The organism is Spirulina subsalsa FACHB-351 (assembly GCF_026130165.1).
Taxonomy (GTDB): domain Bacteria; phylum Cyanobacteriota; class Cyanobacteriia; order Cyanobacteriales; family Spirulinaceae; genus Spirulina_A; species Spirulina_A subsalsa_A.
The window spans coordinates 1-23,922 of the sequence record NZ_JAIHOM010000054.1 but is presented as its reverse complement, the minus strand read 5'-3'; the positions used below and the strand labels follow the sequence as shown (position 1 = coordinate 23,922).

The 23,922-nt window shown below is 47.3% G+C and carries 20 protein-coding genes and 5 pseudogenes; 17 read left to right on the top strand and 8 right to left on the bottom strand.

Going from position 1 to position 23,922, the window contains the following annotated elements; translation table 11 throughout:
- Positions 1-52: 52 nt before the first annotated feature.
- On the bottom strand, positions 53-1,222 hold the full coding sequence (locus tag K4A83_RS12290) for a radical SAM/SPASM domain-containing protein (protein ID WP_265264860.1): 1,170 nt from the start codon (positions 1,220-1,222) through the stop codon (positions 53-55).
- Between the two features lie 61 nt (positions 1,223-1,283).
- Between K4A83_RS12290 and K4A83_RS12285 the strand changes: the two genes are divergently transcribed.
- Positions 1,284-1,511: a hypothetical protein gene (locus K4A83_RS12285; RefSeq protein WP_265264859.1), complete on the top strand. Its 228-nt coding sequence runs from the start codon at positions 1,284-1,286 to the stop codon at positions 1,509-1,511.
- A 3-nt stretch (positions 1,512-1,514) separates the two neighbouring features.
- A complete protein-coding gene (locus tag K4A83_RS12280; protein ID WP_265264858.1) occupies positions 1,515-2,624 on the top strand; it encodes an RNA-guided endonuclease InsQ/TnpB family protein in 1,110 nt (369 codons plus the stop codon).
- 132 nt (positions 2,625-2,756) lie between these two features.
- Here the strand turns inward: K4A83_RS12280 and K4A83_RS12275 are convergent, their stop codons facing one another.
- The 3 genes from K4A83_RS12275 to gap form a co-directional block, all read right to left on the bottom strand.
- A complete protein-coding gene (locus tag K4A83_RS12275) occupies positions 2,757-3,674 on the bottom strand; it encodes an NAD(+) kinase (RefSeq protein ID WP_265264857.1) in 918 nt (305 codons plus the stop codon).
- Positions 3,675-3,713: 39 nt separating this feature from the next.
- The gene (locus K4A83_RS12270; RefSeq protein ID WP_265264856.1) at positions 3,714-4,706 is read right to left on the bottom strand and encodes an SDR family oxidoreductase; all 993 of its coding nucleotides are present in this window, start codon (positions 4,704-4,706) and stop codon (positions 3,714-3,716) included.
- A gap of 230 nt (positions 4,707-4,936) precedes the next feature.
- Positions 4,937-5,965, bottom strand: a complete 1,029-nt coding sequence (gene gap / locus K4A83_RS12265) for a type I glyceraldehyde-3-phosphate dehydrogenase (protein WP_265264855.1) — start codon at positions 5,963-5,965, stop codon at positions 4,937-4,939.
- A gap of 446 nt (positions 5,966-6,411) precedes the next feature.
- On the opposite strand from gap, the gene pyk reads away from it, so the two are divergent.
- Positions 6,412-7,836 carry a pyruvate kinase gene (pyk, locus tag K4A83_RS12260; RefSeq protein WP_265264854.1) on the top strand — a complete coding sequence of 475 codons (1,425 nt, stop codon included), beginning with the start codon at positions 6,412-6,414 and terminating at the stop codon, positions 7,834-7,836.
- A gap of 9 nt (positions 7,837-7,845) precedes the next feature.
- Here pyk and K4A83_RS12255 read toward each other — a convergent pair whose 3' ends face one another.
- The 3 genes from K4A83_RS12255 to K4A83_RS12245 form a co-directional block, all read right to left on the bottom strand.
- A complete protein-coding gene (locus K4A83_RS12255) occupies positions 7,846-8,679 on the bottom strand; it encodes a class I SAM-dependent methyltransferase (RefSeq protein ID WP_265264853.1) in 834 nt (277 codons plus the stop codon).
- 79 nt (positions 8,680-8,758) lie between these two features.
- Entirely contained in the window at positions 8,759-10,921 is a 2,163-nt protein-coding gene (locus tag K4A83_RS12250) for a CHASE2 domain-containing protein (RefSeq protein ID WP_265264852.1), read from the bottom strand.
- A gap of 50 nt (positions 10,922-10,971) precedes the next feature.
- Complete coding sequence (locus tag K4A83_RS12245) at positions 10,972-11,940, bottom strand: vitamin K epoxide reductase family protein (RefSeq protein WP_265264851.1); 969 nt, start codon at positions 11,938-11,940, stop codon at positions 10,972-10,974.
- 329 nt (positions 11,941-12,269) lie between these two features.
- On the opposite strand from K4A83_RS12245, the gene K4A83_RS12240 reads away from it, so the two are divergent.
- From K4A83_RS12240 to K4A83_RS23190, 14 genes and pseudogenes are all read left to right on the top strand, one after another.
- Positions 12,270-14,318 (top strand): DEAD/DEAH box helicase, encoded by a 2,049-nt coding sequence (locus tag K4A83_RS12240; RefSeq protein WP_265264850.1) that lies wholly within the window; start codon positions 12,270-12,272, stop codon positions 14,316-14,318.
- Complete coding sequence (locus K4A83_RS12235) at positions 14,311-15,552, top strand: GIY-YIG nuclease family protein (RefSeq protein WP_265264849.1); 1,242 nt, start codon at positions 14,311-14,313, stop codon at positions 15,550-15,552. Before K4A83_RS12240 ends, K4A83_RS12235 begins: the two co-directional genes overlap by 8 nt.
- Before the next feature lie 48 nt (positions 15,553-15,600).
- Complete coding sequence (locus tag K4A83_RS12230; protein ID WP_265264848.1) at positions 15,601-17,064, top strand: Fic family protein; 1,464 nt, start codon at positions 15,601-15,603, stop codon at positions 17,062-17,064.
- A gap of 184 nt (positions 17,065-17,248) precedes the next feature.
- The gene (locus K4A83_RS12225) at positions 17,249-18,292 is read left to right on the top strand and encodes an Rpn family recombination-promoting nuclease/putative transposase (RefSeq protein ID WP_265264847.1); all 1,044 of its coding nucleotides are present in this window, start codon (positions 17,249-17,251) and stop codon (positions 18,290-18,292) included.
- A gap of 100 nt (positions 18,293-18,392) precedes the next feature.
- Positions 18,393-21,209 carry a class I SAM-dependent DNA methyltransferase gene (locus K4A83_RS12220; RefSeq protein WP_265264846.1) on the top strand — a complete coding sequence of 939 codons (2,817 nt, stop codon included), beginning with the start codon at positions 18,393-18,395 and terminating at the stop codon, positions 21,207-21,209.
- Positions 21,206-21,562 (top strand): nucleotidyltransferase family protein, encoded by a 357-nt coding sequence (locus K4A83_RS12215; RefSeq protein ID WP_265264845.1) that lies wholly within the window; start codon positions 21,206-21,208, stop codon positions 21,560-21,562. The genes K4A83_RS12220 and K4A83_RS12215 overlap by 4 nt, the downstream gene beginning before the upstream one ends.
- Positions 21,534-21,872, top strand: a complete 339-nt coding sequence (locus K4A83_RS12210) for a HepT-like ribonuclease domain-containing protein (protein ID WP_265264844.1) — start codon at positions 21,534-21,536, stop codon at positions 21,870-21,872. The genes K4A83_RS12215 and K4A83_RS12210 overlap by 29 nt, the downstream gene beginning before the upstream one ends.
- Positions 21,873-21,893: 21 nt before the next feature.
- Positions 21,894-22,099, top strand: a pseudogene (locus tag K4A83_RS23200) (hypothetical protein); the annotation flags it as partial.
- A 75-nt stretch (positions 22,100-22,174) separates the two neighbouring features.
- Positions 22,175-22,450 (top strand): hypothetical protein, encoded by a 276-nt coding sequence (locus tag K4A83_RS12205; protein WP_407810012.1) that lies wholly within the window; start codon positions 22,175-22,177, stop codon positions 22,448-22,450.
- Positions 22,447-22,757, top strand: a pseudogene (locus tag K4A83_RS12200) (type II toxin-antitoxin system VapC family toxin). Before K4A83_RS12205 ends, K4A83_RS12200 begins: the two are co-directional and overlap by 4 nt.
- Before the next feature lie 47 nt (positions 22,758-22,804).
- Positions 22,805-22,918, top strand: a pseudogene (locus K4A83_RS23195) (type IIL restriction-modification enzyme MmeI); the annotation flags it as partial.
- Positions 22,919-22,951: 33 nt separating this feature from the next.
- On the top strand, positions 22,952-23,185 hold the full coding sequence (locus K4A83_RS12195; RefSeq protein ID WP_265264841.1) for a DUF2281 domain-containing protein: 234 nt from the start codon (positions 22,952-22,954) through the stop codon (positions 23,183-23,185).
- Positions 23,186-23,189: 4 nt separating this feature from the next.
- Positions 23,190-23,603: a type II toxin-antitoxin system VapC family toxin gene (locus tag K4A83_RS12190; protein WP_265264840.1), complete on the top strand. Its 414-nt coding sequence runs from the start codon at positions 23,190-23,192 to the stop codon at positions 23,601-23,603.
- Between the two features lie 87 nt (positions 23,604-23,690).
- A pseudogene (locus tag K4A83_RS23190) lies at positions 23,691-23,801 on the top strand (type IIL restriction-modification enzyme MmeI); the annotation flags it as partial.
- 37 nt (positions 23,802-23,838) lie between these two features.
- Here the strand turns inward: K4A83_RS23190 and K4A83_RS23185 are convergent.
- A pseudogene (locus tag K4A83_RS23185) lies at positions 23,839-23,922 on the bottom strand (RNA-guided endonuclease TnpB family protein); the annotation flags it as partial.

Here is a 23,922-nt window from a genome sequence, read left to right as displayed (position 1 = left end):
ATTGGGGATTCCTTCCTAATTGTCAAAATAATAACAATTTAACTGGATATGATTATAACTGTTCAGATGCTCCGGCAGAAATGACTGTTTTTTCTCGATATTCTGCATCTTTGATTTTACAACCTCCCCATTTTGCTTGACAAAACTCCGGTAATGTGGTAAGGCGTTCCCAAATTTTCCAGAGGGGAGTTTCTAGAATATTACCAAATTTCCCATGATTAAAATCACAAGACATTACATCCCCGTAGGGTGAAACATAAAAGTAGCTAGTGCCACAGGAACACCCCACACTGCGATAACTGGTGAAATAGGCAAAGAAAACCACTCCCGGATACTGGGGATTTTGATTGTAACGTTGGGCGGATTGAATCATTTCCTCTACCCAATCATCTGCATTTATTAAATCTTGTCTATCTTGATATCTTCCCGAGGGCATGGCATCAAAAACTAATAGTTCATGAACGCCCAACTCTTGAGCGAGGTTGACCATTTTATGAAATTCCCCTTGTTGATAAGATTCGGGGGTGATGGTGGTAGAAATTCCCACAGAAAAGCCGAGTTTTTTGGCTTTAGCAATGCCTTGAATGGCTCGTTCAAACAGTCCAGCTTTGCCGCGAAAATGGTCATGTTCTTGAGCCGTTGCCCGGTCAATGCTAACATAAATACTATCTAACCCCGCTTGTTTTAAGGTTTTGGCTTGCTGGGCTAAATCCCAACCATTGGTAAATAAAACAGTGGTGGATAAATTTTTATCGACGCTGGCAATAATTTGTGCTAAATCGGGGTGCATTAAGGGTTCCCCTCCCACAAAGTTAATGATAGAAACGCCTAAGCTTTGAGCCTCTTGGATGAGTTTTTGAATTTGGGGTAAGGTGAGGGTTTCGCGGTGAGGTTCTTCGACGGCATTAAAAAAGCTACAATGTTCGCAGGTGACGTTACAAACATCATTAACGGCAAAACTCATTAAGTTGGGTAAGTTTTTGTTTTGAATAGTGCGGTATAAGGCACGAGCAATAAAGTTAGCGGCTGGGGGGCTAAAAACGGCTGGGGTGGAGAGAGAATAGACGGGGTATCCGTTGCGAAAGTGAATAATTTTGTTGTGGTTTAGATAAATTTTGTAAACAATATTGACAAAATCGCTGCTATAATCTAGTGCTTTGGTCAGAAGAAACCAACGTAGGCGGAGAGAGTTGAGAATCTGAGTCAGTTTCATAAGTTTCATCAAAACCTCCTGGGTCTGAAACCCCGTCCTTTAAGGACGGCTTTGTATTTTTCTGGTAATATTGGAAATATCGAAAAGCGAAAACCAAGGCTATTCGATATTAGCACCTTTGAGGAGGTCAAACGGATTCAACGCCACGATTTCTGACGGGGCGGTTACTGGAGTCTACGATTCGGAAAATGGAGAGTTTACAGGGCAGTTCTATTTCAGTCAACAAAAGGCTGAAAAGGAAATCATGGACGAAGATGCACTTTCCTTAGAAGAAGTCAACGATTCTGGATGGGTCTAAATAATGAAGCGCACTGTTTCCATCCCCGTCAACTTACCCCATGAGAGATTTCTGCCTCTCATGAGGTTTTGTGCTGACATTTTTAATCAGCACGTTGACTGGGCATTGAAGGAACAGACGTACAACAAAGGCAAAGCTCACAAGGCTTTGTATGCCGACCTTAGATTGCAATATCCCCATGTGCCCTCAGCACTGGTACAAACGATACGGGATAACGCGATGGAGGCAGTCAAGGCAACTAAGTTCAAGCGACATCCAAAGAAGAAGCCAACATCAGGATTGAGATACGACAAACGTACCATGACACTGAGAGGGTATCAGTTAACTCTTTCGTGCATTGGCAAGCGTGAAAAGCTCATCCTGAATGTACCGGAACACTTCAAAGAGATATTTGAAACCTGGGAATTTTGCGCGGCTACACTGACCTACTCGAAACACAGTAAACAGTTTTGGGTGCGGTTGGTATTTGAGGCTGAAACGCCGCAGCAAGTTACTCAGGGTAAAGTCTTGGGGATTGACCGAGGACTGTATCACATGGTTGTGACATCCGATGGTCAGTTCTTCTCAAGTAGCCAGGTTCGTGCAACACAGAGACGGTACTTACACAACCGAAAAACGTTGCAGCAAAAAGGCACTCCCTCTGCTAAACGTCGCCTCAAAGCGATGAGTGGACGCGAGAAGCGGTTCATGGGCGATGTGAATCACTGTGTCACGAAAAAACTGGCAAACCTTCCAGACGTAGCAGTTTTCGTACTAGAAGACCTGTCTGGAATCCGCAAAAATAGACGCGGAAAGAAGATGAACAAGTGGCTTGGTAGCTGGTCGTTCTACCAGCAAGATTTGTTTCTAACCTATAAAGCAGAAGCACTAGGGAAGCGTGTTGTCTTCGGAGATCCGAGGTACACATCTCAGAAATGCAATGTCTGTAAACATATTCGGAAAACAAATCGCACGAAGTCTCGTTTTTACTGTCGCAACTGTGGCAACCGTGACCATGCCGATTGGAATGCAGCAAAGAATCACAGAGACGACTACATTCTTTCCACTACTCTAATAGAGACGGTGGAACAGGCAGCGGTCAATCTGCCGGATGCTTCAGGGCTTAGGCTCTAGAGGCAAGCCGCATCCCCTTGTGGGTGCGGTCGTTGACATCAAATCTGCTTAATCTCTAGCACATTGCCCAAGGCTGACAAGTTAAGCTTGTGTGCCTTTTGTCAAGTTCCAGATATAGCGTTCGTTCAAGTCTCAGGGCAATTCCACCGACGTAGGTTTAGCAATATGAGGTAGACCCCAGCCCAATTTTTCCCGTAAAATGCGGAAAAACTCGGGTCGTTGGAGACGGATAAACCGCGCCCCATACTCAGCCTTGTGAACTTGTACTGAATCTTGAGGGAGTACGGCACAGCCTCCATTCCCATCTACCACCATCACCATTGAGGTAGGATTAGCGGGGAAAATCTGCACTTGTTCTTGATTGGAGAATACCAAGGCCCGAGAAGCGAGGGAATGGGGACAAATAGGGATTAACTGTAACACTGGAACTCCCGGAGTGACCACGGGTCCCCCGGCACTGAGAGAATAGGCTGTTGACCCTGTTGGGGTAGAAATAATCACCCCATCGGCGGCAATATCCACTGGAGCATGATGACCAATTTGAATTTCAAAATGGCACATACTGGTTAGGGGTTCTCGGTGGAGAACCATTTCATTTAAACAGAGAGCTTCCCAGATTAAACGTTCCTCTCGCCAAACCTGCACCCGTAACATGGTGCGCTCTTCAACTTGGTAGTCTCCGGCCATTAACTGGTCTACGGCTTGACTCAATTGGGATACATAGGTTTCCGTTAAAAAACCCATGTGTCCTGTATTCACGGTTAATAGAGGAATGCCACACAAGGCGACCTGACGACAGGCGGCCAACACGGTTCCATCTCCACCCAAGACAATCCCAAAGTCAATATCTTGACTAAAGCCTTCGGGAATCAATTGGTCGATGGGTGTATAGTCTTGGCGTTTGTCGGTCTTGGCGTAGCCCAGAATGCCGCCAAAACTGGAAGTCATCACCACTTCACAACCTTTGGCAAGTAGCTCGTCGCTTAACTCCTCAGCAACGCGACAAGCCATCGGTTTAATGTCGTTATAAATAATGCCGATTTTTGGCACGATACCCCATCCAGTAAAATCCAGTGATGAGAAAGGCGACTAAGATTTAGTCTTAGACTTAAACGGCGACTTCTGCCGTTTTTTCTTTTGCTTCTGTTTTTCCTTTTCATAGCCAATTTCTTTCAGCTTTTTCATAATCCGGCTGAAATACTCTTGTAAATAGCTTTCCAAGGTGGTTGTCTCGTCTGGGTTAAACCCAAACACTTGATAGACTTCTTCCATTGAAGCATCTAGGGGTTGATTGCTCGCCAAAACCTCCGCAAAGGCTAAACGGTCTGAGACATTCCATCCCCATTGAAAGAAGCGTAACACGCGACGGATGCCGCGTAAAACAGGTAATTCTAAACGGGCTGTTCTGGCGGTTTGTCCAGATAATCGTTCACAGAGATTAATGATTTCGTAAGCGCCCCAGGCTCTTGTGCCGACAATGGGGAAAGTGCGTTTTTCGGTTTCGGGTAGGGTCAGGGCGCGGACGGCAAATTTGGCTACATCTAGGGTGTCCATATAGGCAATGGGCGAGCCGGTCCCTGTGACCCAGACTACTTGATTATCGAGAATGGGAACGGCGTATTGACCGATTAAGCCTTGCATGAAGCCACAAGGTCTTAAGATAGTGTAGTTTAACCCGGATTCCGCTAAGAACTGTTCTGTGCAGTGCTTAATGTTCATGAGCGGAACTTTGGGGAATTTTTCCGCATTCAAAATAGAGAAGAAAATATAGCGTTCAATGCCTGCGGCTTGAGCGGCTTGGATGAGGGCTACTTTTCCTTCCCAATCGACTCGTTGGATGCGCAGGGAGTCGGTCGCCCTTGCGGTTGCGGCATCAATGACCACTTGAATCCCGGAGAGGGCATCCGGGAGTGTTTCGGGTTTGCATAAGTCCCCTTGGATTAATTCGGCGCCCCACTCTTTTAAAAAGGTTGCTTTTCTCAGATTTCTAACGAGACAGCGAACCTGATGACCTTCATCAAGAGCGCGACGGGCAACCTGTCTCCCCAAGGTGCCAGTAGCACCCACCACCAGAACTTCCATTTAATATTAAAGGCTCATCTTAATGTTTCTACACAATTCTATCAGAATTTGGAACTGGGGGGAATCAGTTTCCCGTGACAAGTCAGAAGGGAGTCGGGAGTCGGGTTCGTAGTTGCGCTTGGGCGCCCAATGGGGAGTCGGGAATCGGGGGTCAGGAATCCTCTCCCCTGCTCCCCCTCTCCCCTGCTCCCCTTATTACCGGGATTAGAGCCTTATTGAGCAGACCCTAATTAAAGGAGTCCTTCCTTGTGACCCATGAGGGAGATTAAGTCTAAGACGCGGCAGGAGTAGCCCCACTCGTTGTCATACCATGAGACGACTTTAAAGAAGTGATCATTGAGTTCAATGCCTGCGCCTGCGTCAAAGATGCTGGAATGGGGATCTCCTTTAAAGTCCATTGATACAACGTCATCTTCGGTGTAGGCGAGGAAGCCTTGCATGGGGCCTTCGGCGGCGGCTTTCATGGCGGCGCAGATTTCTTGGTAGGAGGTGGCTTTTTCTGTTTTGAAGGTGAGGTCAACAACGGAGACATCGGGGGTGGGGACTCGGAAGGCCATCCCGGTGAGTTTGCCTTTTAATTCGGGTAATACGAGGGTGACGGCTTTGGCGGCTCCGGTGGAGGCGGGGATGATGTTTTGGGGGGCGCCGCGTCCTCCGCGCCAGTCTTTGCGACTGGGACCGTCTACGGTGGGCTGGGTGGCGGTCATGGCGTGGACGGTGGTCATGAGGCCTTCGGCGAGGCCGAAGTTATCTTGAATAACTTTGGCAATGGGGGCGAGGCAGTTGGTGGTACAACTGGCGTTGGAGAGGACGAGATGACTGGCTGGGTCAAAGTCGCTATCGTTAACGCCCATGACGATGGTTTTTACTTTCTCAGGGTCTTTGGTGGGGGCGGAGATGACGACTCGTTTGGCTCCGGCGGCGATGTGTTTGGCGGCGCCGTCGTAGTTGGTGAAGAGTCCGGTGGATTCTACTACATAGTCTACTTCGCGATCGCCCCAAGGGAGTTCGGCGGGGTCGCGCATGGCGGTACAGGGGATAAAATGCCCATTGACGGAAATTCCTTCCTCTGAACTTTCCACGGCCCCATGATACACTCCGTGGGTGGAATCATACTTGAACATATAAGCCAAGTGGGGGGCCTCGAAAAGGTCGTTAATCCCGACTACATGAATATGGCGGTTGTTCATGGCAGCACGCAGGACTAAACGACCGATGCGACCAAAACCATTAATGGCGATTTTTACTTGTTTGGACATAGTGAACACTCCTATAAATCAAAGCTTCAAGCCAAATCTTGTGATCAATTTTTTTGCCGGATCAACCATTAAATCAAGTTAAATCTTGATGGTTTATTCCCGTTTTTGCCCTATGCGCCCAAAATCTAGGTTCTTGCGGTCTGACTTTGCTTCTAACGTTGCTCTGGTCAGCAGAATCAGTATTTCGGCAGGATCTCTAATTTCTAGAGTTAGCTGGATTGCCCTTGATCTAGGCTCTCCACAGATTAATATAAACCAGAAAGATCCAAAAAGATGTTAAAAGAAAATATAGGTCATCTTGTTAACATAAATTGTCTTCAAAAGACTTTAAATAAACCTTAAATAAATCTAAAACAAGGGCGGACTAAAGTTGCAATGTTTCTGAGATTTCCGTCCAAAGAGCAACCCTTGCGCTAAGATTTGGCTAGTTATCCTAAATCCCAGTTATGTCCTCTCTACCTAATCGCACTAAAGTTGTTGCTACTCTGGGCCCTGCTAGTAATTCTCCGGAAGTGATTCGGGAGTTGGTAGCAGCGGGGATGAGGGTGGCTCGTTTCAATTTTTCCCACGGCAGTTATCGGGATCATGCCACGACTTTAAGGGTATTACGGGCAGTGTCGGAGGAGTTAGATACACCTGTGACGATTTTGCAGGATTTGCAGGGGCCGAAAATTCGGGTGGGGCAGTTGCCAACAGGGAGTCTGGAGTTGGTGGAGGGAACAAGGGTTAAGCTGGTTCCTGTGGCGGATTATGACCATGAAGGGGATCAGATTCCTCTGGATTATGCCTATTTGGCGGAGGAAGCACAACCGGGAACAGAGGTTTTGCTGGCGGATGGATTGTTGGAATTGTGTGTTGAGGAGATTGATGGGCCCGGAGTAATCTGTCGTGTGGTGGAGGGAGGGCGTTTACAAAGTCGGAAGGGGGTTAATTTCCCGAGTTTAAATTTGCGGTTGCCTTCGATGACGGAGAAGGATAAGAAGGATTTGGAGTTTGGCATTAGTCAGGGGATTGACTGGGTGTCTTTAAGTTTTGTGCGTCGGGCGGAGGATATTCGCTCGCTGAAGGCGTTTCTCTCTCATAAGGGGGCGGGTGATATTTGTGTGATTGCTAAGATTGAAAAGCCCCAGGCGATCGCACATTTGGAAGAAATCCTCAGTGAATGTAACGGTTTGATGGTAGCCCGGGGGGATTTAGGGGTGGAATTAAGTCCCGAAAAAGTCCCCATGTTGCAAAAACGGATTATTCGGATGTGTAATCAACGGGGAATTCCGGTGATTACGGCCACTCAGATGTTAGAGAGTATGATTGTTGAACCGCGTCCCACTCGGGCGGAGGCTTCTGATGTGGCCAATGCGATTATTGATGGCACGGATGCCATTATGTTGTCGGGGGAATCGGCGGTGGGGAAATACCCGGTGAAGGCGGTGGAAACGATGGTACAAATTGCCACACAGGTGGAGCCAGAAGTGCAATTTGTCAACTATCCCCCCTACAGTAATGATGAAACTCATGCTTTAAGTGAAGCCCTGAATACGATTGATAAGATTTTAGAGTTACGTTGTATTGTGGCTTTTACCACCAGTGGTTATACGGCTTGTTTGGCGGCGGCAGAACGACCGAAAGCGATTGTCGTGGCTTTCACGGCGAATATTCGCACGTACCACCGTTTAAATTTGATTTGGGGTGTGATTCCGGTATTAATGGACCGTCGAATTGAAACCTATGATGGGTTAATTGAACAGGCCCAATCGGGGTTAAAGGAGCGGGGTTTAGCGCAAGCGGGGGATAAGATTTTAATTTTGGCGGGTTTACCGTTACAAAAGACGTCTGAAGGAACTAATTTTATGAAAATTCATACAGTTGTTTAGCGGTAATGTTTAGCGGTGAACTCCCTTTTTGGCGACGTGGAGCAGGGATAAATAGGTGGTGGGGATGGGTTGCCCCCATTGTTCTGTGAGGGCAAGGTGGAGATGGTGGAAGAGGGTGTCTCGGGTGGGGGGGTCGAGTTGGATATATTGGGACAAGCTATGGAGGAGGGCGAGATAGTCCTCAACGGTGTAGTTTTTCTCACAGAGGAGTTGGGTGGTTTGCAGATGGTCAAAGTAACCGGAGTCTATGACTTGTTGCCCAAACTGGTGAACGTGCTGTTCATGGAGGGCGGGGTCAATGGGTTCGGCTAATTCGGGGAGATAGATTTCATGGACTTGCCGAATGATCTGTTGTACGGGGGCTTGGGGTTGAGGGGGAATGTTCCAAAGCAAGATGAGAGAGCCTTCAGGGGATAAGGCTTGGGCGGCTTTTTGGTGGCGTAGGTGGGGGGAAAGCCAATGAAAGGAGGAGGCGGCTAAAACGGCGGGGAAGGGTTGGGGGGGTAGGGGCCACTCTTCAAAGGTGCTGTTGAGGATTTGGACGTGGGGATAGGGATTACATTGTTGTTGGGCGATCGCACAAGCGGCCTCACTGGGTTCTAAAGCCGTGATTTTTAAGCCTTTTTGGGCGAAAGCGGGGGTGGCAATTCCTGGGCCACAGCCTAATTCTAGCAAGGAGTCTCCGGGGGTGAGGTTCGCCCAAGTGATGGCTTGGTCGATCAGGCTTTGAGGATAACGCGGTCGAGCGAGATGATAGGCTTGGGCAACGGCAGAGTACCAGGTTTTTTTCTGGCTGAGGTCTTGGCTAAAAATGGCTCTTAGGCGTTGTTCTAGTTGGGTCATGGATTTTAATACTTGCTGTTAGGTTAGCTAATCGCCGAGAAGCCCCGCGCTCTAACGATAGGGGAGTGTCGGGAGGATGTCACGATTTAGGTGTTTCACAACCGAGGGACAAGGGAGGAAGGGTCTGGGCTTTGGTTCTGTTTTTTACCCCATACATCTCTGCATCGGCTTTATGGACTAAAGTATCCACATCTTGACCATCATGGGGATAAACACTGGTGCCAATACTCGCCCCGACGGAGATTTTGTGACCTTCTAACATAAAGGGTTGTGCTAAGGTGGCTCGGATTTTGTCGGCGACAATTTCGGTATCACTGACCTTTTTAATATCGGGGAGAATAATAGAAAATTCATCCCCTGCCCAACGGGCGACTAAATCACTACTGCGTAGACAGTTTTTGAACCGTTGGGCGACGGCTTTGAGGAGTAAATCACCCATGTAATGACTATGGGTGTCATTGACATCTTTAAACCCGTCGAGGTCTAAGAATAACACGCCAATTAATTTAGAATGTTCAGCCCCCCAACGTAATAATTCTTTCAGGGTTTCTTCAAAATGGACACGGTTGGGGATTCCGGTTAAATTATCGAGTCGTTGGGATTTGAGTAAATCGGCATTAGACCGGGTTAATTCTTGGGTGGTGCGGCGCAATTCTTCTTCAACGCGCTTCCGTTCGGTAATATCTCGAATCACACCGACTAAAAACATATTCCCGGCTGCGTCTTGGTGAAGCGATCGCTTGGTGGCGGTAATATATTCGGTGCCGTAACGGTTGGTGAATTTTTCCTCGTGTTCTTGGGCGTTATGGGTGAGAAAGACCATCCGATCCTGTTCCCAAAAGATGGCGGCCTGTTCACTTTGGAAAAAGTCGCTGTCGGATTTGCCGATCAATTCCTCCCGAGCATACCCGGTAAAGTGGGCAAAGGCTTTATTGAGAATGAGCCAATTATGTTGACGATCTTTCACAAAAATGGGGTCGGGAATGGCATCAATGACTGACTGGAGAAAGTCTGTGGAACGTTTCAACTCTTCGCGCTGATAGGCGAGGTGGCTGGTCAGTAAGATCGTGGTGCTGCCCAGGGCTAATAAGGGGGTGGCGAGGGGAATCCAAAGCCCTTGGAGAAAGGCTAAATAACCGATGCTGCCGAGGAGGGTGATGGTGAGCAGGAGGAGGAGGGAGGATTTTAGGGGCGATCGCCAATACCAGACAATCACACCGCCCACCCCTGACCAGAGTAGAATCCAAGCCCATTGGACTGGATTGGACCAGACGCGAATCACCGGACGTTCATCTAAGACCGCGCTTAATAGATAGCTGATAAAATTGGCGTGTAATTCGACCCCGTGAATATGCTTGCGTCCCCCGGCGGATTTGGGGGCATAGGGAATATAGGCAAAGTCTTTGAGACTCGGGGCAGTGGAGCCGATGAGAATAATGCGATCGCGGATGAGATGGGGGGATACTTCTCCCGACAAAACGGCTGACATGGACACCTGTTGAAATAAGCTGGGATGCCGGAAGTTGACCAAAACTTGATAGCCTTTAGCATCTGCTCCCACATAGTCCCCATCGTTGGGTTCAAAGGGGCGAAAAACCGTTTCCCCTAACTGTAAATAATGGCCGTCTGGGGCTTGTTGGGGGGTGATTCCTTCTTGGGCTAAATAGAGTAGGGCGAGACGATGGGCGAAACTGGTACGAGGTTCTCCGTCTTTGTGCCAATAGAGGAGACTGCGGCGAACTTTGCGATCGCCATCGGTGACAATATTATTAAACCCGACTTGTTCCGGTCGGGCGCTGGGGGGGGGTGGAACTCCCACACTCTCCCGATCTGGGATTTTCTCAATGGCCACAAAATGGGGCAATTCTCCCATCACTTGGTTTAAGCTTTCATGACCGGGGGGGGCTGGTAAATCCCGATAGACATCTAAACCAATAGCGCGGGGTTCGTAGGCGGCTAACTTGCGTAACAGATCGGCCATAATGGCATCAGGAATCGGCCAGGCCCCGGCCCGGTTCATGTCGGGTTCATCAATGGCGACAATTAAAATCCGGTCTTCCGGGGCATCTAAGGGGCGGAGACGGAAGAGTTGATCATAGACGGCCCAATCCCAAACTTGCCAAACCCCCAAGAGGCGCAAGGCGATAATCCCCACCCCAACGCCGCCTGAAGTTAGCCAGAGCCGACGATTTCGGCCTATCCATTGGGTGAACGGTACTAACCAGTGAGGGAATTGTTTCATATCAGGGAAGAGAACGGAGAGAGGTGAGGTTTGACGTATTAAGACACCCTTTAACGCCCCGGCAGATAATATTTAAAGTTTTGGGGACCATCATATCCAGTTAATTCTGACAACCGTTCCAAGGTTTGGGATCCCGCATATAAACGTCCGTTAATCTCCCAACTGGGATAACCCTGAACATTGGCAGCTTGACAAACAGCCGTTTGTGGATTTTGTCCGGCCGGGTCACACTCCAGATAATCTAACGTCTCAAACGCTTCTTTGCCAAAGAGCAATTTTTGATGGTGACAGTTTGGACACCACCAAGCGCCATATCCTCGGACACCGATCTCATTCATGTGGGCAGCTAGGGCCATTTCTGCTGGGCCCGAGGTGGTGGTGACGGGCCAACCAATGCCCGGTTCTGCCTCTTGTTGAATGGCAGGGATGGCCACGCGATCGCCAACGGTTCCGTCCACATTGGCATAGACTCCCAAGGCTCCCAACAAGGTGACTAAAGCGGCGAGAAAACCAATAAACATTAATAACCCCACATCTTCCCAGTGCCGTCCAAAGAGGGTGAGGGCGAGCATCGAAAAAGCGAAGGCGGCCGAACCGATACAGTAAGGACAAAAGGCTTGGAGTTTAAAGGCCAAGATATACATTAAATAGCCACTAAAGGCGGCCATTGAAGTGGCCCCAATGAGGAGTAGGATCCCAGTCCAATCCTCAACTTTTTGTTTAAGGTCTTTGTTCTTTTCCTCATTGATTAAGTAGGGCGACAAGGAAAAGCCCATCATGCTCACATAGGCCAACAGACCAAACACGGGTAAGGGAACACCGAATACGGTAGCATAGGGGCTAGAGAGAACCACATCACAGTTCAGGGAGCCGGCTGCCTCTCCAGTGCAAACCACATCGGAGCCGGAAAGTTTAATGATGGTCAGATAGCTGGTGAGGATGGCCCCAACAGTTGCGATCGCACCAATGATCACCCGGGACCACTGATGCAGCCAAGGAGTCTTTCTTCTGCGCTTCATGGGTTTGTACGGAATGGGTCGCTACTATTCTGACATACCCGGCTCTAATTTGGTTTCTCGATCCCAGAGTGAGTATCGCTGATTCCCAAGGACAATATCCGCAGCAATCCTTATCTTCACTCATCGCATAATATCATGTCCGGATAATCAGTTACAGTAAAGTCTCGGTTTGAGGTCACCAATGAAAACTCGTCAAGCCTCGAATTAAGCGAACTTGAGATAACATATTTTTTGGGATTCGCTACACTCAGTATAAGACTACCTCGGTAGCGTCAGTCAGTGAAGCGTCAAGAATCACCGTGGTTTCAGCCCGGTGAGTATGTCAACCCATGAGTCAATCCATCGCCATTCCCTCCGTTTCTGTCACCTACGCCCAAGACGGCAAATCCACCCGTACTAATGCCCTAGGGATGCGTCCCATGCAAGAACGCGCCTACCAACATCGGGGGGAACAATACCTGCTGATTAAATCTCCCCCCGCCTCCGGGAAAAGTCGGGCGCTGATGTTCATTGCCTTAGATAAGCTCGAAAACCAGAACCTCAAACAAGCCATCATTGTGGTGCCGGAAAAAGCTATTGGGGCTAGCTTCCAAGATGAACCCCTCAGTCGGTTCGGCTTTTGGGCAGATTGGCGCGTTGAACCCAAGTGGAATCTCTGCAACGCACCTGGCACCGATGGCGGTAAAGTAGAAGCGGTGAAAACCTTTCTCGACAGCGAGGCAAAAGTGCTGGTTTGCACCCATGCCACATTCCGTTTTGCGGTGGATAAATTTGGGATAGAACTGTTAGATCATCGCCTGATTGCGGTGGATGAATTTCACCACGTTTCCGCCAACCCTGATAACAAACTAGGGGATCATGTCCGTCAACTCATGGCGCGGGATACAACCCACATCGTCGCCATGACGGGTTCTTATTTTCGGGGGGATGCCGAAGCGGTATTACATCCCGAAGATGAAGGGAAATTTCAGACTGTCACCTACACTTATTATGAACAACTCAACGGCTACGAACACCTAAAACAACTGGACATCGGCTATTATTTTTACTCCGGTAGCTACACCGATGAAATCATGCAGGTTCTCAACCCCAACGAGAAAACCATCCTGCATATTCCTAACGTGAATTCCCGCGAGAGTACCAAGGATAAAATCCGGGAAGTGGAACATATTATTGAGGCACTGGGGGAATGGCAAGGTACAGATCCAGACACCGGATTTCAACGGGTCAAAACGGCCGAGGGGAAGATCCTTAAAATTGCCGATCTGGTGGATGATGACCCCAGCAAGCGGGATAAAGTGGCCGCCGCCCTCAAAGACCCTACTCACAAAGATAACCGCGATCGCGTGGATATTATCATCGCCCTGGGTATGGCTAAAGAAGGCTTTGATTGGATTTGGTGCGAACACGCTTTAACCATTGGCTACCGCTCCAGTTTGACGGAAATTGTCCAGATTATTGGGCGTGCGACTCGGGATGCTCCGGGCAAAACTCGCGCCCGATTTACAAACCTAATTGCCGAACCTGATGCCAGTGAGATGGCGGTGACGGAGGCGGTGAATGATACGATCAAGGCGATCGCCGCCAGCCTCCTAATGGAACAGGTACTCGCGCCCCGCTTTGAGTTCAAACCCAAGGGCCCCGACAATCAACCTACTCCGGGCTTCGACTACGGGGAAAGTGGCTACAATCCCAGTCGGTGCAACGTGGGCGTTAATCTAGAAACCGGACAAGTTCAACTGGAAATTAAGGGCTTAACTGTGCCGAAAAGCCCAGAAGCTTCGCGCATCTGTCGGGAAGATTTAACCGAACTGGTGACGGCTTTTGTGCAGGATAAACAGACCATTGAGCGGGGCCTGTTTGATGAGGAATTAGTGCCGGAAGAACTCACCCAGTTACGAATGGGCAAAATTGTGACCGAGAAATTCCCCCATCTCGATCACGAGGATCAAGAAGCCGTCCGCCAACACGCTGTAGCGGCTCTCAACTTGGTTCAACAAGCCAAGAAAACCAGCAACGAAGGGGAGGGGGTAGCCACGAAAAACACCGCCCTGATTGATGGGGTGCGACAATTTGCCCTATCGGTAACAGACCTCGATATTGATCTGATTGACCGGATTAATCCCTTTGGGGAAGCTTATGCGATTCTGGCTAAGTCGATGAGTGAAGAACGTCTAAAATTGGTGGCAGAGGCGATCGCGGCTAAACGAATCAGTCTCACCATGGAAGAAGCGCGAGAGTTAGCCAAACGGGCGCTACGGTTCAAACAGGAAAGGGGTAGATTGCCGTCCCTCACCGCCGTCGATGTTTGGGAAAAACGCCTGGCGGAAGGGGTTGCCTTCCTGCAACGGAAAGTTAAGGAGGATAACAATGGCTAAATCCACGACCAAATCCACCACCGATGAAGATTTAGAACTGTTGGCTGAATTGGGGGTAGATATCGCCCCGGAACCTACTCGCCAATATTCCCCCAGAGAGGAGCGGATTATCGCAGGTTTTGAGGAAATCGAGCGGTTTGTGGCGGAAAACGGTAGACTGCCCCAACATGGGGAAAATCGGGATATTTTTGAACGCCTCTATGCAGTGCGCTTGGAACGCTTGCGAGAATCGGCGGAATGTCGCGCTCTCCTAGAAACTCTGGATTCCCGAGGGCTTTTAAATGCCGAAAATGATGTTAGTTTTAGCTTAGAAGAACACCTAGAAGAAGACGAAATTGATGCAGCACTGTTGGCTTCTTTGGGGGTTGATATAGCTTCAGAAAATGATGTCACCCAGTTAACTCATGTCCGTTCCCGTCGGGAAATCAAAGCCGCCGAAGAAGTCGCCCAGCGCTTTCTCTGCGAGGATTTTGCTCAATTTAAACCCTTCTTTGAGCAAGTGCAGCATCAGTTAAAGACTGGGGAACGGCAAACGGTGAAATATCAGGATAATGCCACCATCAATGAAGGGGATTTGTTTATTCTTGATGGTCAGAAAGTATTAGTCGCCCAGATGGGAGAAATGTTTGTCAGTGACTATGGTCGTCCTGATTGTCGGCTGCGGGTGATTTATGATAATGGCACTGAGAGCGATTTATTACTGCGATCGCTCCAACGCGCCTTAAACAAAGATAAAACCAGCCGTCGCATCACTAAGCTAGATTTGGGGCCTTTATTTTCCTGTCAGACGGAAGCAGAAGTTACCGCAGAAGTTGAACCCGAAAACGACTTACCCACGGGTTATATTTATGTATTGCGCAGCCAGTCTGAACATCCTTTTATTGCTCAAAATAGGTCAATTATTCATAAAATTGGGGTGACGGGAGGGGAGGTAAAAAAGCGGATTAGTAATGCTAAAAATGACCCAACCTATCTATTAGCTGATGTAGAAATCGTGACAATTTTTAAACTTACAAATATTAACCGAAAAAAACTGGAGGCAATGCTTCAGAAGTTTTTCGCCAACGCTCAGTTAGATTTAGAATTGCGAGATCGCTTTGATATCCCAGTCAAGCCCAGAGAGTGGTTTATTGTGCCTTTGGAAGCCATTGAGGAGGCTATTTCAAGAATCCAAGACGGAACCATTGAGCAATTTCGATATAATCGTGAAACAGCCAGTTTAACGAGAATATAGCATTTCTGTTTGAGTTTTGTAATCCACTATTAAAAAACCTAAATATTTATGCTGTGGAAACCTATCGAAAATTTACCCTCTAACTGGCAAGATTTAGCCAGTGCTGAACTGCCACCTTTAGTCACAGTTTGGAACGAGCAAGCTGACCGCTTGCGTCAATCGGGAGAGTTTAAAACTTTCAGCGAAAAACTCCGGCGGGAAATCGCCATTGAAACCGGAATTATTGAGCGGTTGTACACCCTAGATCGTGGCATCACTCGTTTATTAATTGAACAGGGAATTAATGAGGCATTAATCCCTCACGGAGCTACAGATATCCCCATAAAACAGGTGGTTTCCCTGATTAAAGATCAAGAGGCGGCTATTGAAGGATTATTTGATTTTGTTGGGGGACAAAGAAATCTATCGACTTCGTATATTAAGCAGTTACATCAAGTTTTAACTCAGAGTCAAGACAGCACAGAAGCCTTAACTCCACAGGGAAAAATCTTTAAGGTTGCCTTAATTAAAGGCGACTGGAAACGTCAACCGAATAACCCCCTACGACCAGACGGCACTATTCACGAGTATTGTCCGCCGGAACAAGTGGCATCGGAAATGGATCGATTAATCACCTTACATCATCAACATCGAGAACAAAAAGTTCCCCCAGAAATTGAGGCGGCTTGGTTGCATCATCGGTTCACCCAAATTCACCCCTTTCAAGATGGAAATGGTCGGGTCACTCGTTGTTTAGCGAGTTTAGTTTTCATCCAGGCAAGTTGGTTTCCTTTAGTAATCACCCGTGACGACCGCGCCGTTTATATTGCGGCGTTGGAATATGCAGATCGCGGTGACTTGTCGAATTTAATTAATCTTTTTGCCAAGAGTCAAAAGCAAGCCTTTTTAAGAAGCCTTGGTTTATCAGAGCAGGTGTTATCAGAGAGTCGCAGAACTCAAGTTATTCTATCTGCTATTGCCGATAAATTGCAACAAAATCAGTTAGCCTCAGTGCAGGAAAAATGTCAAAAAGCAGAAAGTTTCGCCGCCCTCTTATTTGCTATGGCTTCTCAGCGCTTCCAAGAAATTGCCGATGAAATTAAATTATCTGTCCAAAATGTATTAACGGATGCCGCAGTTTTCACAATTCTCGCCCCAGTTGGCGACCCTCGATATTATTATCATCGCTATCAAGTAGTTGAAACGGCAAAACAATTAGGATATTTTGCCAACCTGCGGAACTATCACACTTGGATTCAATTGGTAATTAATATCGAAGCATCCATAACTGTTCTTCTTTCTTTTCATGTTCTTGGACATGAACACCGAGGGTTACTAATTTGTAGCGCCTGTGCTTATCATCGAGATAATGGTGAAGAAGGAGAACCTACTATTAGCGATCTTCAGCCTTTAACTGATTCACCTTTTCAATTCTCCTACGCTGATGAACAAGGTCATTTAACATCCCGTTTCCAGCAATGGCTAGAAAATGTCATTGTCACTGGGCTAGAATATTGGAATAAGAGCATTTAACAAAAGTTTTGCGAAATTCCCCTTCTTCGCTGGTAGGGTGGGGTAGTTCACAATGATTGTTGGTTAGATGGGGTGGTAGGATAGCAACAACACAGAGACTTATCTGCGCCCTTACTCGCCATTTAACCCTAGTTTACCAGCTATGCTAGAATTAGTTCAAAGAACTGAGTTGGGTAGGTTTGCCATGAGATTTATTAACCCCAAAACCGACTACGCTTTTAAAAAAATCTTTGGTTCTGCCGAAAGCAAGAACATCTTAATCAGTTTTCTCAATGCCTTGGTCTATGATGGCCATTCAACTATTGAAGATTTGGAAATTATCTCGCCCAATTTACCCCCTCAACTCGAAGGTTTGAAAGATACCTATTTGGATGTTAAAGCGCGGTTGAATGATGGCACATTAGTAATTATTGAAATGCAAGTTTTAAATGTGCAATCTTTTGGGAAGCGGGTTTTATTCAATGCGGCAAAAACCTATGCCTTTCAACTGCAACGGGGACAGGGATATCGGTATCTGAAACCCGTTATCGCTTTAACCTTAACTGATTTTGATATGTTTCCTGGACAAAATCAATTGATTTCTCGCTTTGTCTATCGAGAGAAATTTGAAGGCTGGCATTACCCAGAGAATGAGATGGAGTTAATTTTTGTGGAATTGCCCAAGTTTACCAAGGAACTAAACGAGCTTGAAACCCTGACAGACAAATGGATTTATTTTATGAAATTCGCTAGATCGCTCAATTCAATTCCTGATAATATGGAAGATATTGCGGAACTTCATCAAGCCTTTGAAATAGCCAATCAAGCTGGGTTAACCCTAGAGGAATTAGAGGAGTTAGATCGGCGGGAAATGTTTATTTATGACCAACAGGGGGCGATCGCATTAGGACTTGAACAAGGACTTGAACAAGGACTTCAACAAGGACTTCAACAAGGACTTCAACAAGGACTTGAACAAGGACTTCAACAAGGACTTGAACAAGGACTTCAACAAGGACTTCAACAAGGGAGAGAAGAAGGGAGAGAAGAAGGGAGAGAAGAAGGATTTGAAGAAGGACTTGAAGAAGGCCGAGAAGAAGGGAGAGAAGAAGGCCGAGAAGAAGGACTTGAACAAGGAAAACGTGAAGTGGCTCGCAACTTATTGGGTCAACTGAATGATGAGGCGATCGCCCAAGCCACCGGATTAAGTTTGGCGGAAATTGCCGCCTTACGCCAGCAATATTCTTAGGGTGGGTTGGGCGCGGTAGTAATATAGCGGCAAAACCCATAACTTACGATTCCGCGCCGTAACCCGCCAAAACCAGCCCAGCCGACAAAAATAAGATAATATGAACGCCGTTGAAATCGAAGAAGCCGTTTCCCAGTTGGCCGAAGCCCCTTTTGACCCGGAAGCGTTCCCCTATGCTTTCCTAGAAGCCTTTGGCAACAAGGCGACCACCATTAAGCGGCTGAAAAGTACGGGTAAAGCTTCAACCAATCAATCGGACTTACCCGGTGGAGTGCTTCAGCGTAATAATATCCATCTCAAAGTGTGCCAAGAAGGGGAAGTTACCGCCACCCTGACGGCGTTGCACGAGAGTCCCGCTACTACTCGCTACAAGGTTAAATTCATTTTGGCGACGGACGGGAAAACCTTGGAGGCGGAAAGTCTGGGGGATGGGGAGACGGTGGCTTGCGACTACCCAGACTTTGCCGACCATTTCGGGTTTTTCCTGGCTTTGGCGGGGATTACCACCGTGCGGCAAATCCGGGAAAATGCTGTTGATATCAAGGCAACGGGTCGCTTAAATCGGCTTTATATGGAGTTACTGAAGCAGAACCCCGACTGGGATAAAGCTGAAAATCGGGAAATGTTTAATCATTTCATGGCGCGGCTGATTTTCTGTTTCTTTGCGGAAGATACCAATATTTTCCATAGTGAGGGATTGTTCACTCAAACGATTACTCAGATGAGTGCGGCAGATGCTTCTAACACCCATGAGGTGCTGTCGGAGTTGTTTCGGGCGATGGCTACACCCCTGGAGGAGCGAGGGGCGGCGGGGATTCGCAATTGGGCGGATCGGTTCCCTTATGTGAATGGGGGGCTGTTTTCGGGGAGTGTGGAGGTGCCGCGTTTTAGCAAGGTTGCGCGATCGTACTTGCTTCATGTGGGTAATTTGGACTGGAAGCGGATTAATCCCGATATTTTTGGGTCGATGATTCAAGCGGTGGCGGATGAGGAGGAACGCGGGGCCTTGGGGATGCACTATACCAGTGTGCCGAATATCCTTAAGGTGCTGAATCCGTTGTTTTTGGATGATTTACGGGAGCAGTTGGCGGCGGCGGGAAAGAATGGGCGGAAGTTGTTGCATTTGCGGCAACGGCTGGCGAAAATTCGGATATTTGACCCGGCTTGTGGGTCGGGGAATTTTTTGGTGATTGCTTATAAGGAGATGCGGAAAATTGAGGCGAAAATTAATGAGTTGCGGGGGGAATCGGATCGCCGTTCCGAGATTCCTTTGACCAATTTTCGGGGGATTGAGATTCGCCATTTTGCGGCAGAGGTGGCGCGGTTGGCGTTGACTATTGCTGAGTATCAGTGCAATGTTCTTTACCTCGGACAGCAGGAGGCTAGGTCTATGTTTCTCCCCTTGAAAAATGATAATTGGATTACTTGCGGGAATGCTTTGCGCTTGGATTGGTTGAGTCTGTGTCCGCCTACGGGTACGGGGGTTAAGGTGCAGCGTGAGGATTTGGATTTGTGGGGGGAAACGCGGGACGAGGCAGAAATTGAGTTTGAGAATGAGGGGGGAGAAACTTATATTTGTGGGAATCCGCCTTATTTGGGTTCGACTTGGCAATCGCCGGAACAAAAGGACGATTTAAAACAAATTTTTGATAGTCGGACAAAAAATTGGAAGTCTTTGGATTATGTGGCGGGTTGGTTTATGAAGGCGGCAGATTATGGCACGCGAACCAATGCGGCGGCGGCTTTTGTTTCTACTAATTCCATTTGTCAGGGGCAACAAGTGCCGATTTTATGGCCGTTAATTTTTGAGACGGGACATGAGATTAATTTTGCTCATACGTCGTTTAAATGGGCGAATTTGGCGAGTTATAATGCTGGGGTGACGGTGGTTATTGTGGGAATTTCTAATCATGCGGGCAAGGTTCGTTATTTGTTTTCCATTGACGACCAGAATCAAACAATTGTCAAAGAATCTGAAAATATTAATGCTTATTTAGTTTCCGGTGAAAATGTTACTGTAGAAAAAGCAACAAAGCCACTAGCAGAAGTTTCTGAAATGACAAAAGGAAATCAACCAGCAGATGGTGGGAATTTACTACTTTCTAGGAGTGAACTAGATAATATTCAGTTTTCTCCAGAAGTAAAAAAGCAATTTATTCGAGTGATTCTAGGTTCAGAAGAATTTATTAGAGGAAAACAAAGATATTGTATTTGGATAAAAGATGAAGACGTTAAGACTGCATACGATCATCCAGTGATTAGCCATCGGTTAAAAGCTGTACAAGAGATGCGATTAAGTAGTTCAAAAGCTGCAACTCGTCAAAGTGCTAAATACTCACATCAGTTTAGTGAAGTAAGACAGAAAGGTGATGAACAGACGGTTATTATACCAAGTGTTTCTTCGGAGAGTAGAGACTATTTACCTGTCGGATTTTTACCTAAAGGTTCAATAGTAACTAACCTTGCTTTTGCACTTTTTAATCCTCCACTGTGGAATATGGCCCTAATCGCCTCACGCCTGCATCTGGTCTGGATCGCCACTGTCTGCGGCAAACTCAAAACCGATTTTCGCTACTCCAACACCCTCGGCTGGAACACCTTTCCCGTCCCCACCCTCACGGAACAAAACAAAGCCGACCTCACCCGTTGCGCGGAAGATATTTTATTAGCCCGCGAGCATTATTTCCCCGCTACGATTGCGGATATGTACGACCCAGAACGCATGGATAGGGAATTTCCCCTAGTCCGGGAAGCCCACGATCGCAATGATGAAATCCTCGAACGAATTTATATCGGTCGCCGCTTCAAAAATGACACGGAACGATTAGAGAAACTCTTTGAAATGTACACCGAAATGACCAGCCACCAGGGGACGGGTAAGAAGACAAAGAAAGGGAAAACGAAAGGAGGTAAATGATGGAAAATGCGCTTGACCTGCGGCAAGGCTACGAGATCGAACTCCCGATGCAGAAAATTGCCGAATTTTGTCAAAAATGGCAAGTTATCGAATTTGCTCTATTTGGCTCGGTTTTACGCGATGATTTCCGCCCCGATAGCGATATAGATGTTATGGTGCAATTTCACCCAGACGCTCACCCCAAATTCAGTACCCTAGACCAGATGGAAACAGAACTCAAAACGATTTTCCAGCGTGATGTTGACCTGATTACCCGTCAGGGCATTGAAGCCAGTCGTAATTATTTACGTCGTCGTGAAATCCTTTCTTCTGCCCAGGTGATTTATGGAACGAGATCCACAATTTCTGCTTGATATGCTGCAATCCGCAGAATTGATTATGACCTATACTGCTCAATGCACAAAAGATGAGTTCATTGATAATACACAGCTTCAAGATTCAGTCATTCGGCGGCTCTTAGTGATTGCCGAAGCCGCTAGACGAGTTTCAGAAATGACTCGACAAACCTTACCTAACATTTCTTGGCAAGAAATCAACGGCATGAGAAATCGACTCGTACATGAATATGATGATGTTAATCTCAATATTGTCTGGGATGTAGTTCAGTCGGAAATACCGCAATTGATTGAAACTTTAAAAGTAAATATCCCACCTGACATTTAGGAACTGAATACCTGCTTTCCACACTTCCCCGTCATCATTGCTGATATGTAAGATCCCAAACCCATAAATAGCGAATTTCCCCTAGTCCGAGAAGCCCACGACAGAAAAAATGATGAAATCCTCGAACGAATTTATATCGGTCGCCGCTTCGTTCAAAATGTTTCCAGGGCGACACGGAACGATTAGAGAAACTGTTTGAAATGTACACCCTTATGACCAGCCACTAGGGGAAGGGGAAGAAGCCAGGAAAAGGGAAAAAAGATACACGATCGTAAAAAAATTTACCTATGGAGATTACAGCCATGTCTAAACCAACTGTAGAGCGGCAAAACTTGATTTCGGCAGTTAATACCCTGCCCGATGAAATGCTGAACGAGCTTGCCAGTTTTATTGAATACCTACGTTATAAAACAGTCCAACACCAACCGTCCGCCCCCCCTAAGCAAAACTTTTTATTAACCGTTGCTGGTATAGGAAATTCAGGGCAATCCGATATTTCTGACTCGGACGAAGAGATTCTCCGCAATGAAATCGATCCGATTTATGGCTGGAACAGTAAGCCAGAGGATCGGCCATGACAGCAATACTCGACACCAGCTTTTTGTTTGCTTTAACGGATCGGAGCGATCGTAACCATCAGCGCGTGCTGACTGTCGCCCAGAACACGAATGAGCGCTTAGTATTGCCTGTAGTTGTCTTACCTGAAATCTGTTATTTAGTGGCTTCAAGATTGGGACATCAAGCCATGCGGCGCTTTGTGGCTAGTATGACCCCTGATGCGGTTCAAATTGAGTCATTGACTCCAGAAGATTTGACACCCTCGATCGTCGAGATTTTTCGATTATCCGTCCCAAACACTGTAATTATTTTGAGCTACTACCCTAGTAGCCGTGGAAAGACGAAACCCGCGATCGCATCTGCGATCGCGTTCAAAATCTTTCAAAAATGACACGGAACGATTAGAGAAACTGTTTGAGATGTACACCCAAATGACCAGCCAGCAGGGGACGGGGAAGAAGTCCGGTAAACGGAAAACTAAGTCATAATATCCATACACACTGACTCATCCCAAAAAAACCATGACCGCAGCCGAAAAACTCCACCAACTCATCCAAATTCTCCCGGAAGAACAAATCAATCAAGTCCTACACTTTGCTGAATTTCTCCACCAAACACAACTCACCTCCGATCGGGCTATTCCCCCTGGCACCCTGACTGGACTCCGAGGCATCGCCAAACGTCCAGAACCAGCCCCCAGCGATGATGAACTACAAGCAGAATACACCGACTATCTGTCCCAAAAATATCAGTAAGCCCTTGAAAATTCTGATTGATACCAACATTGTCCTCGACCTAATCCTAGAACGCGAACCGTTTATCGAGAGTGCGATCGCTCTTTTCGAGCAAATTGAACGCGGTAATTTAGAAGCTTATATTGCTGCCACCAGCATCACCAATATTTTCTACATCATCCGTAAAACCGAAGGCCGTGAAGTCGCCCTTGCTGCCATTACTCAACTACTGAGGGGCTTGCGATTTTGTGCCGTCAATCGTCAAACCGTCGAAACCGCTCTTAGCCTGGGACTGAAAGATTTTGAAGACAGCATTCAACTCGCCTGCGCGATCGGAAATCAACTCGATGGCATTGTCACTCGCGATCGGAAAGATTTCGTCGGTAGTAGTCTGCCGATTTATTCGCCCACAGAACTCTTAAACGAGATTTCACCCTAATCTCATCAATATCGAATTCCCTCATCGAAAACATAGAACGAATTTATCGCGATACTTCCGTCGGAGTCGCATCTGCGATCGCGTTCAAAATCGTTCAAAAATAACACGGAACGGCTAGAGAAACTGTTTGATTTATACACGAAAATGACCAGCCAGCCAAAGCCCGCGAAAAAGCCAGTAAAAGGGAAAACTAATTGACGTTCTCCCCCGCCTGAAGGCAGGGGGATTCATCGTTCTACGAGTCTCCGTTAGCTGACAGGATTTCTCCAACCAACCAAGAGGGAATCTCTCCCGATGCGTGAATTCGGGCGCGCCCCAC

Coding starts and splice junctions, on each gene's coding strand:
- K4A83_RS12290 (WP_265264860.1), bottom strand. CDS start 1,222: ATGAAACTTATGAAACTGACTCAGATTCTCAACTCTCTCCGCCTACGT.
- K4A83_RS12280 (WP_265264858.1), top strand. CDS start 1,515: ATGAAGCGCACTGTTTCCATCCCCGTCAACTTACCCCATGAGAGATTT.
- K4A83_RS12270 (WP_265264856.1), bottom strand. CDS start 4,706: ATGGAAGTTCTGGTGGTGGGTGCTACTGGCACCTTGGGGAGACAGGTT.
- gap (WP_265264855.1), bottom strand. CDS start 5,965: ATGTCCAAACAAGTAAAAATCGCCATTAATGGTTTTGGTCGCATCGGT.
- pyk (WP_265264854.1), top strand. CDS start 6,412: ATGTCCTCTCTACCTAATCGCACTAAAGTTGTTGCTACTCTGGGCCCT.
- K4A83_RS12255 (WP_265264853.1), bottom strand. CDS start 8,679: ATGACCCAACTAGAACAACGCCTAAGAGCCATTTTTAGCCAAGACCTC.
- K4A83_RS12250 (WP_265264852.1), bottom strand. CDS start 10,921: ATGAAACAATTCCCTCACTGGTTAGTACCGTTCACCCAATGGATAGGC.
- K4A83_RS12245 (WP_265264851.1), bottom strand. CDS start 11,940: ATGAAGCGCAGAAGAAAGACTCCTTGGCTGCATCAGTGGTCCCGGGTG.
- K4A83_RS12240 (WP_265264850.1), top strand. CDS start 12,270: ATGAGTCAATCCATCGCCATTCCCTCCGTTTCTGTCACCTACGCCCAA.
- K4A83_RS12235 (WP_265264849.1), top strand. CDS start 14,311: ATGGCTAAATCCACGACCAAATCCACCACCGATGAAGATTTAGAACTG.
- K4A83_RS12230 (WP_265264848.1), top strand. CDS start 15,601: ATGCTGTGGAAACCTATCGAAAATTTACCCTCTAACTGGCAAGATTTA.
- K4A83_RS12225 (WP_265264847.1), top strand. CDS start 17,249: ATGAGATTTATTAACCCCAAAACCGACTACGCTTTTAAAAAAATCTTT.
- K4A83_RS12220 (WP_265264846.1), top strand. CDS start 18,393: ATGAACGCCGTTGAAATCGAAGAAGCCGTTTCCCAGTTGGCCGAAGCC.
- K4A83_RS12215 (WP_265264845.1), top strand. CDS start 21,206: ATGATGGAAAATGCGCTTGACCTGCGGCAAGGCTACGAGATCGAACTC.
- K4A83_RS12210 (WP_265264844.1), top strand. CDS start 21,534: ATGGAACGAGATCCACAATTTCTGCTTGATATGCTGCAATCCGCAGAA.
- K4A83_RS12205 (WP_407810012.1), top strand. CDS start 22,175: ATGTCTAAACCAACTGTAGAGCGGCAAAACTTGATTTCGGCAGTTAAT.
- K4A83_RS12195 (WP_265264841.1), top strand. CDS start 22,952: ATGACCGCAGCCGAAAAACTCCACCAACTCATCCAAATTCTCCCGGAA.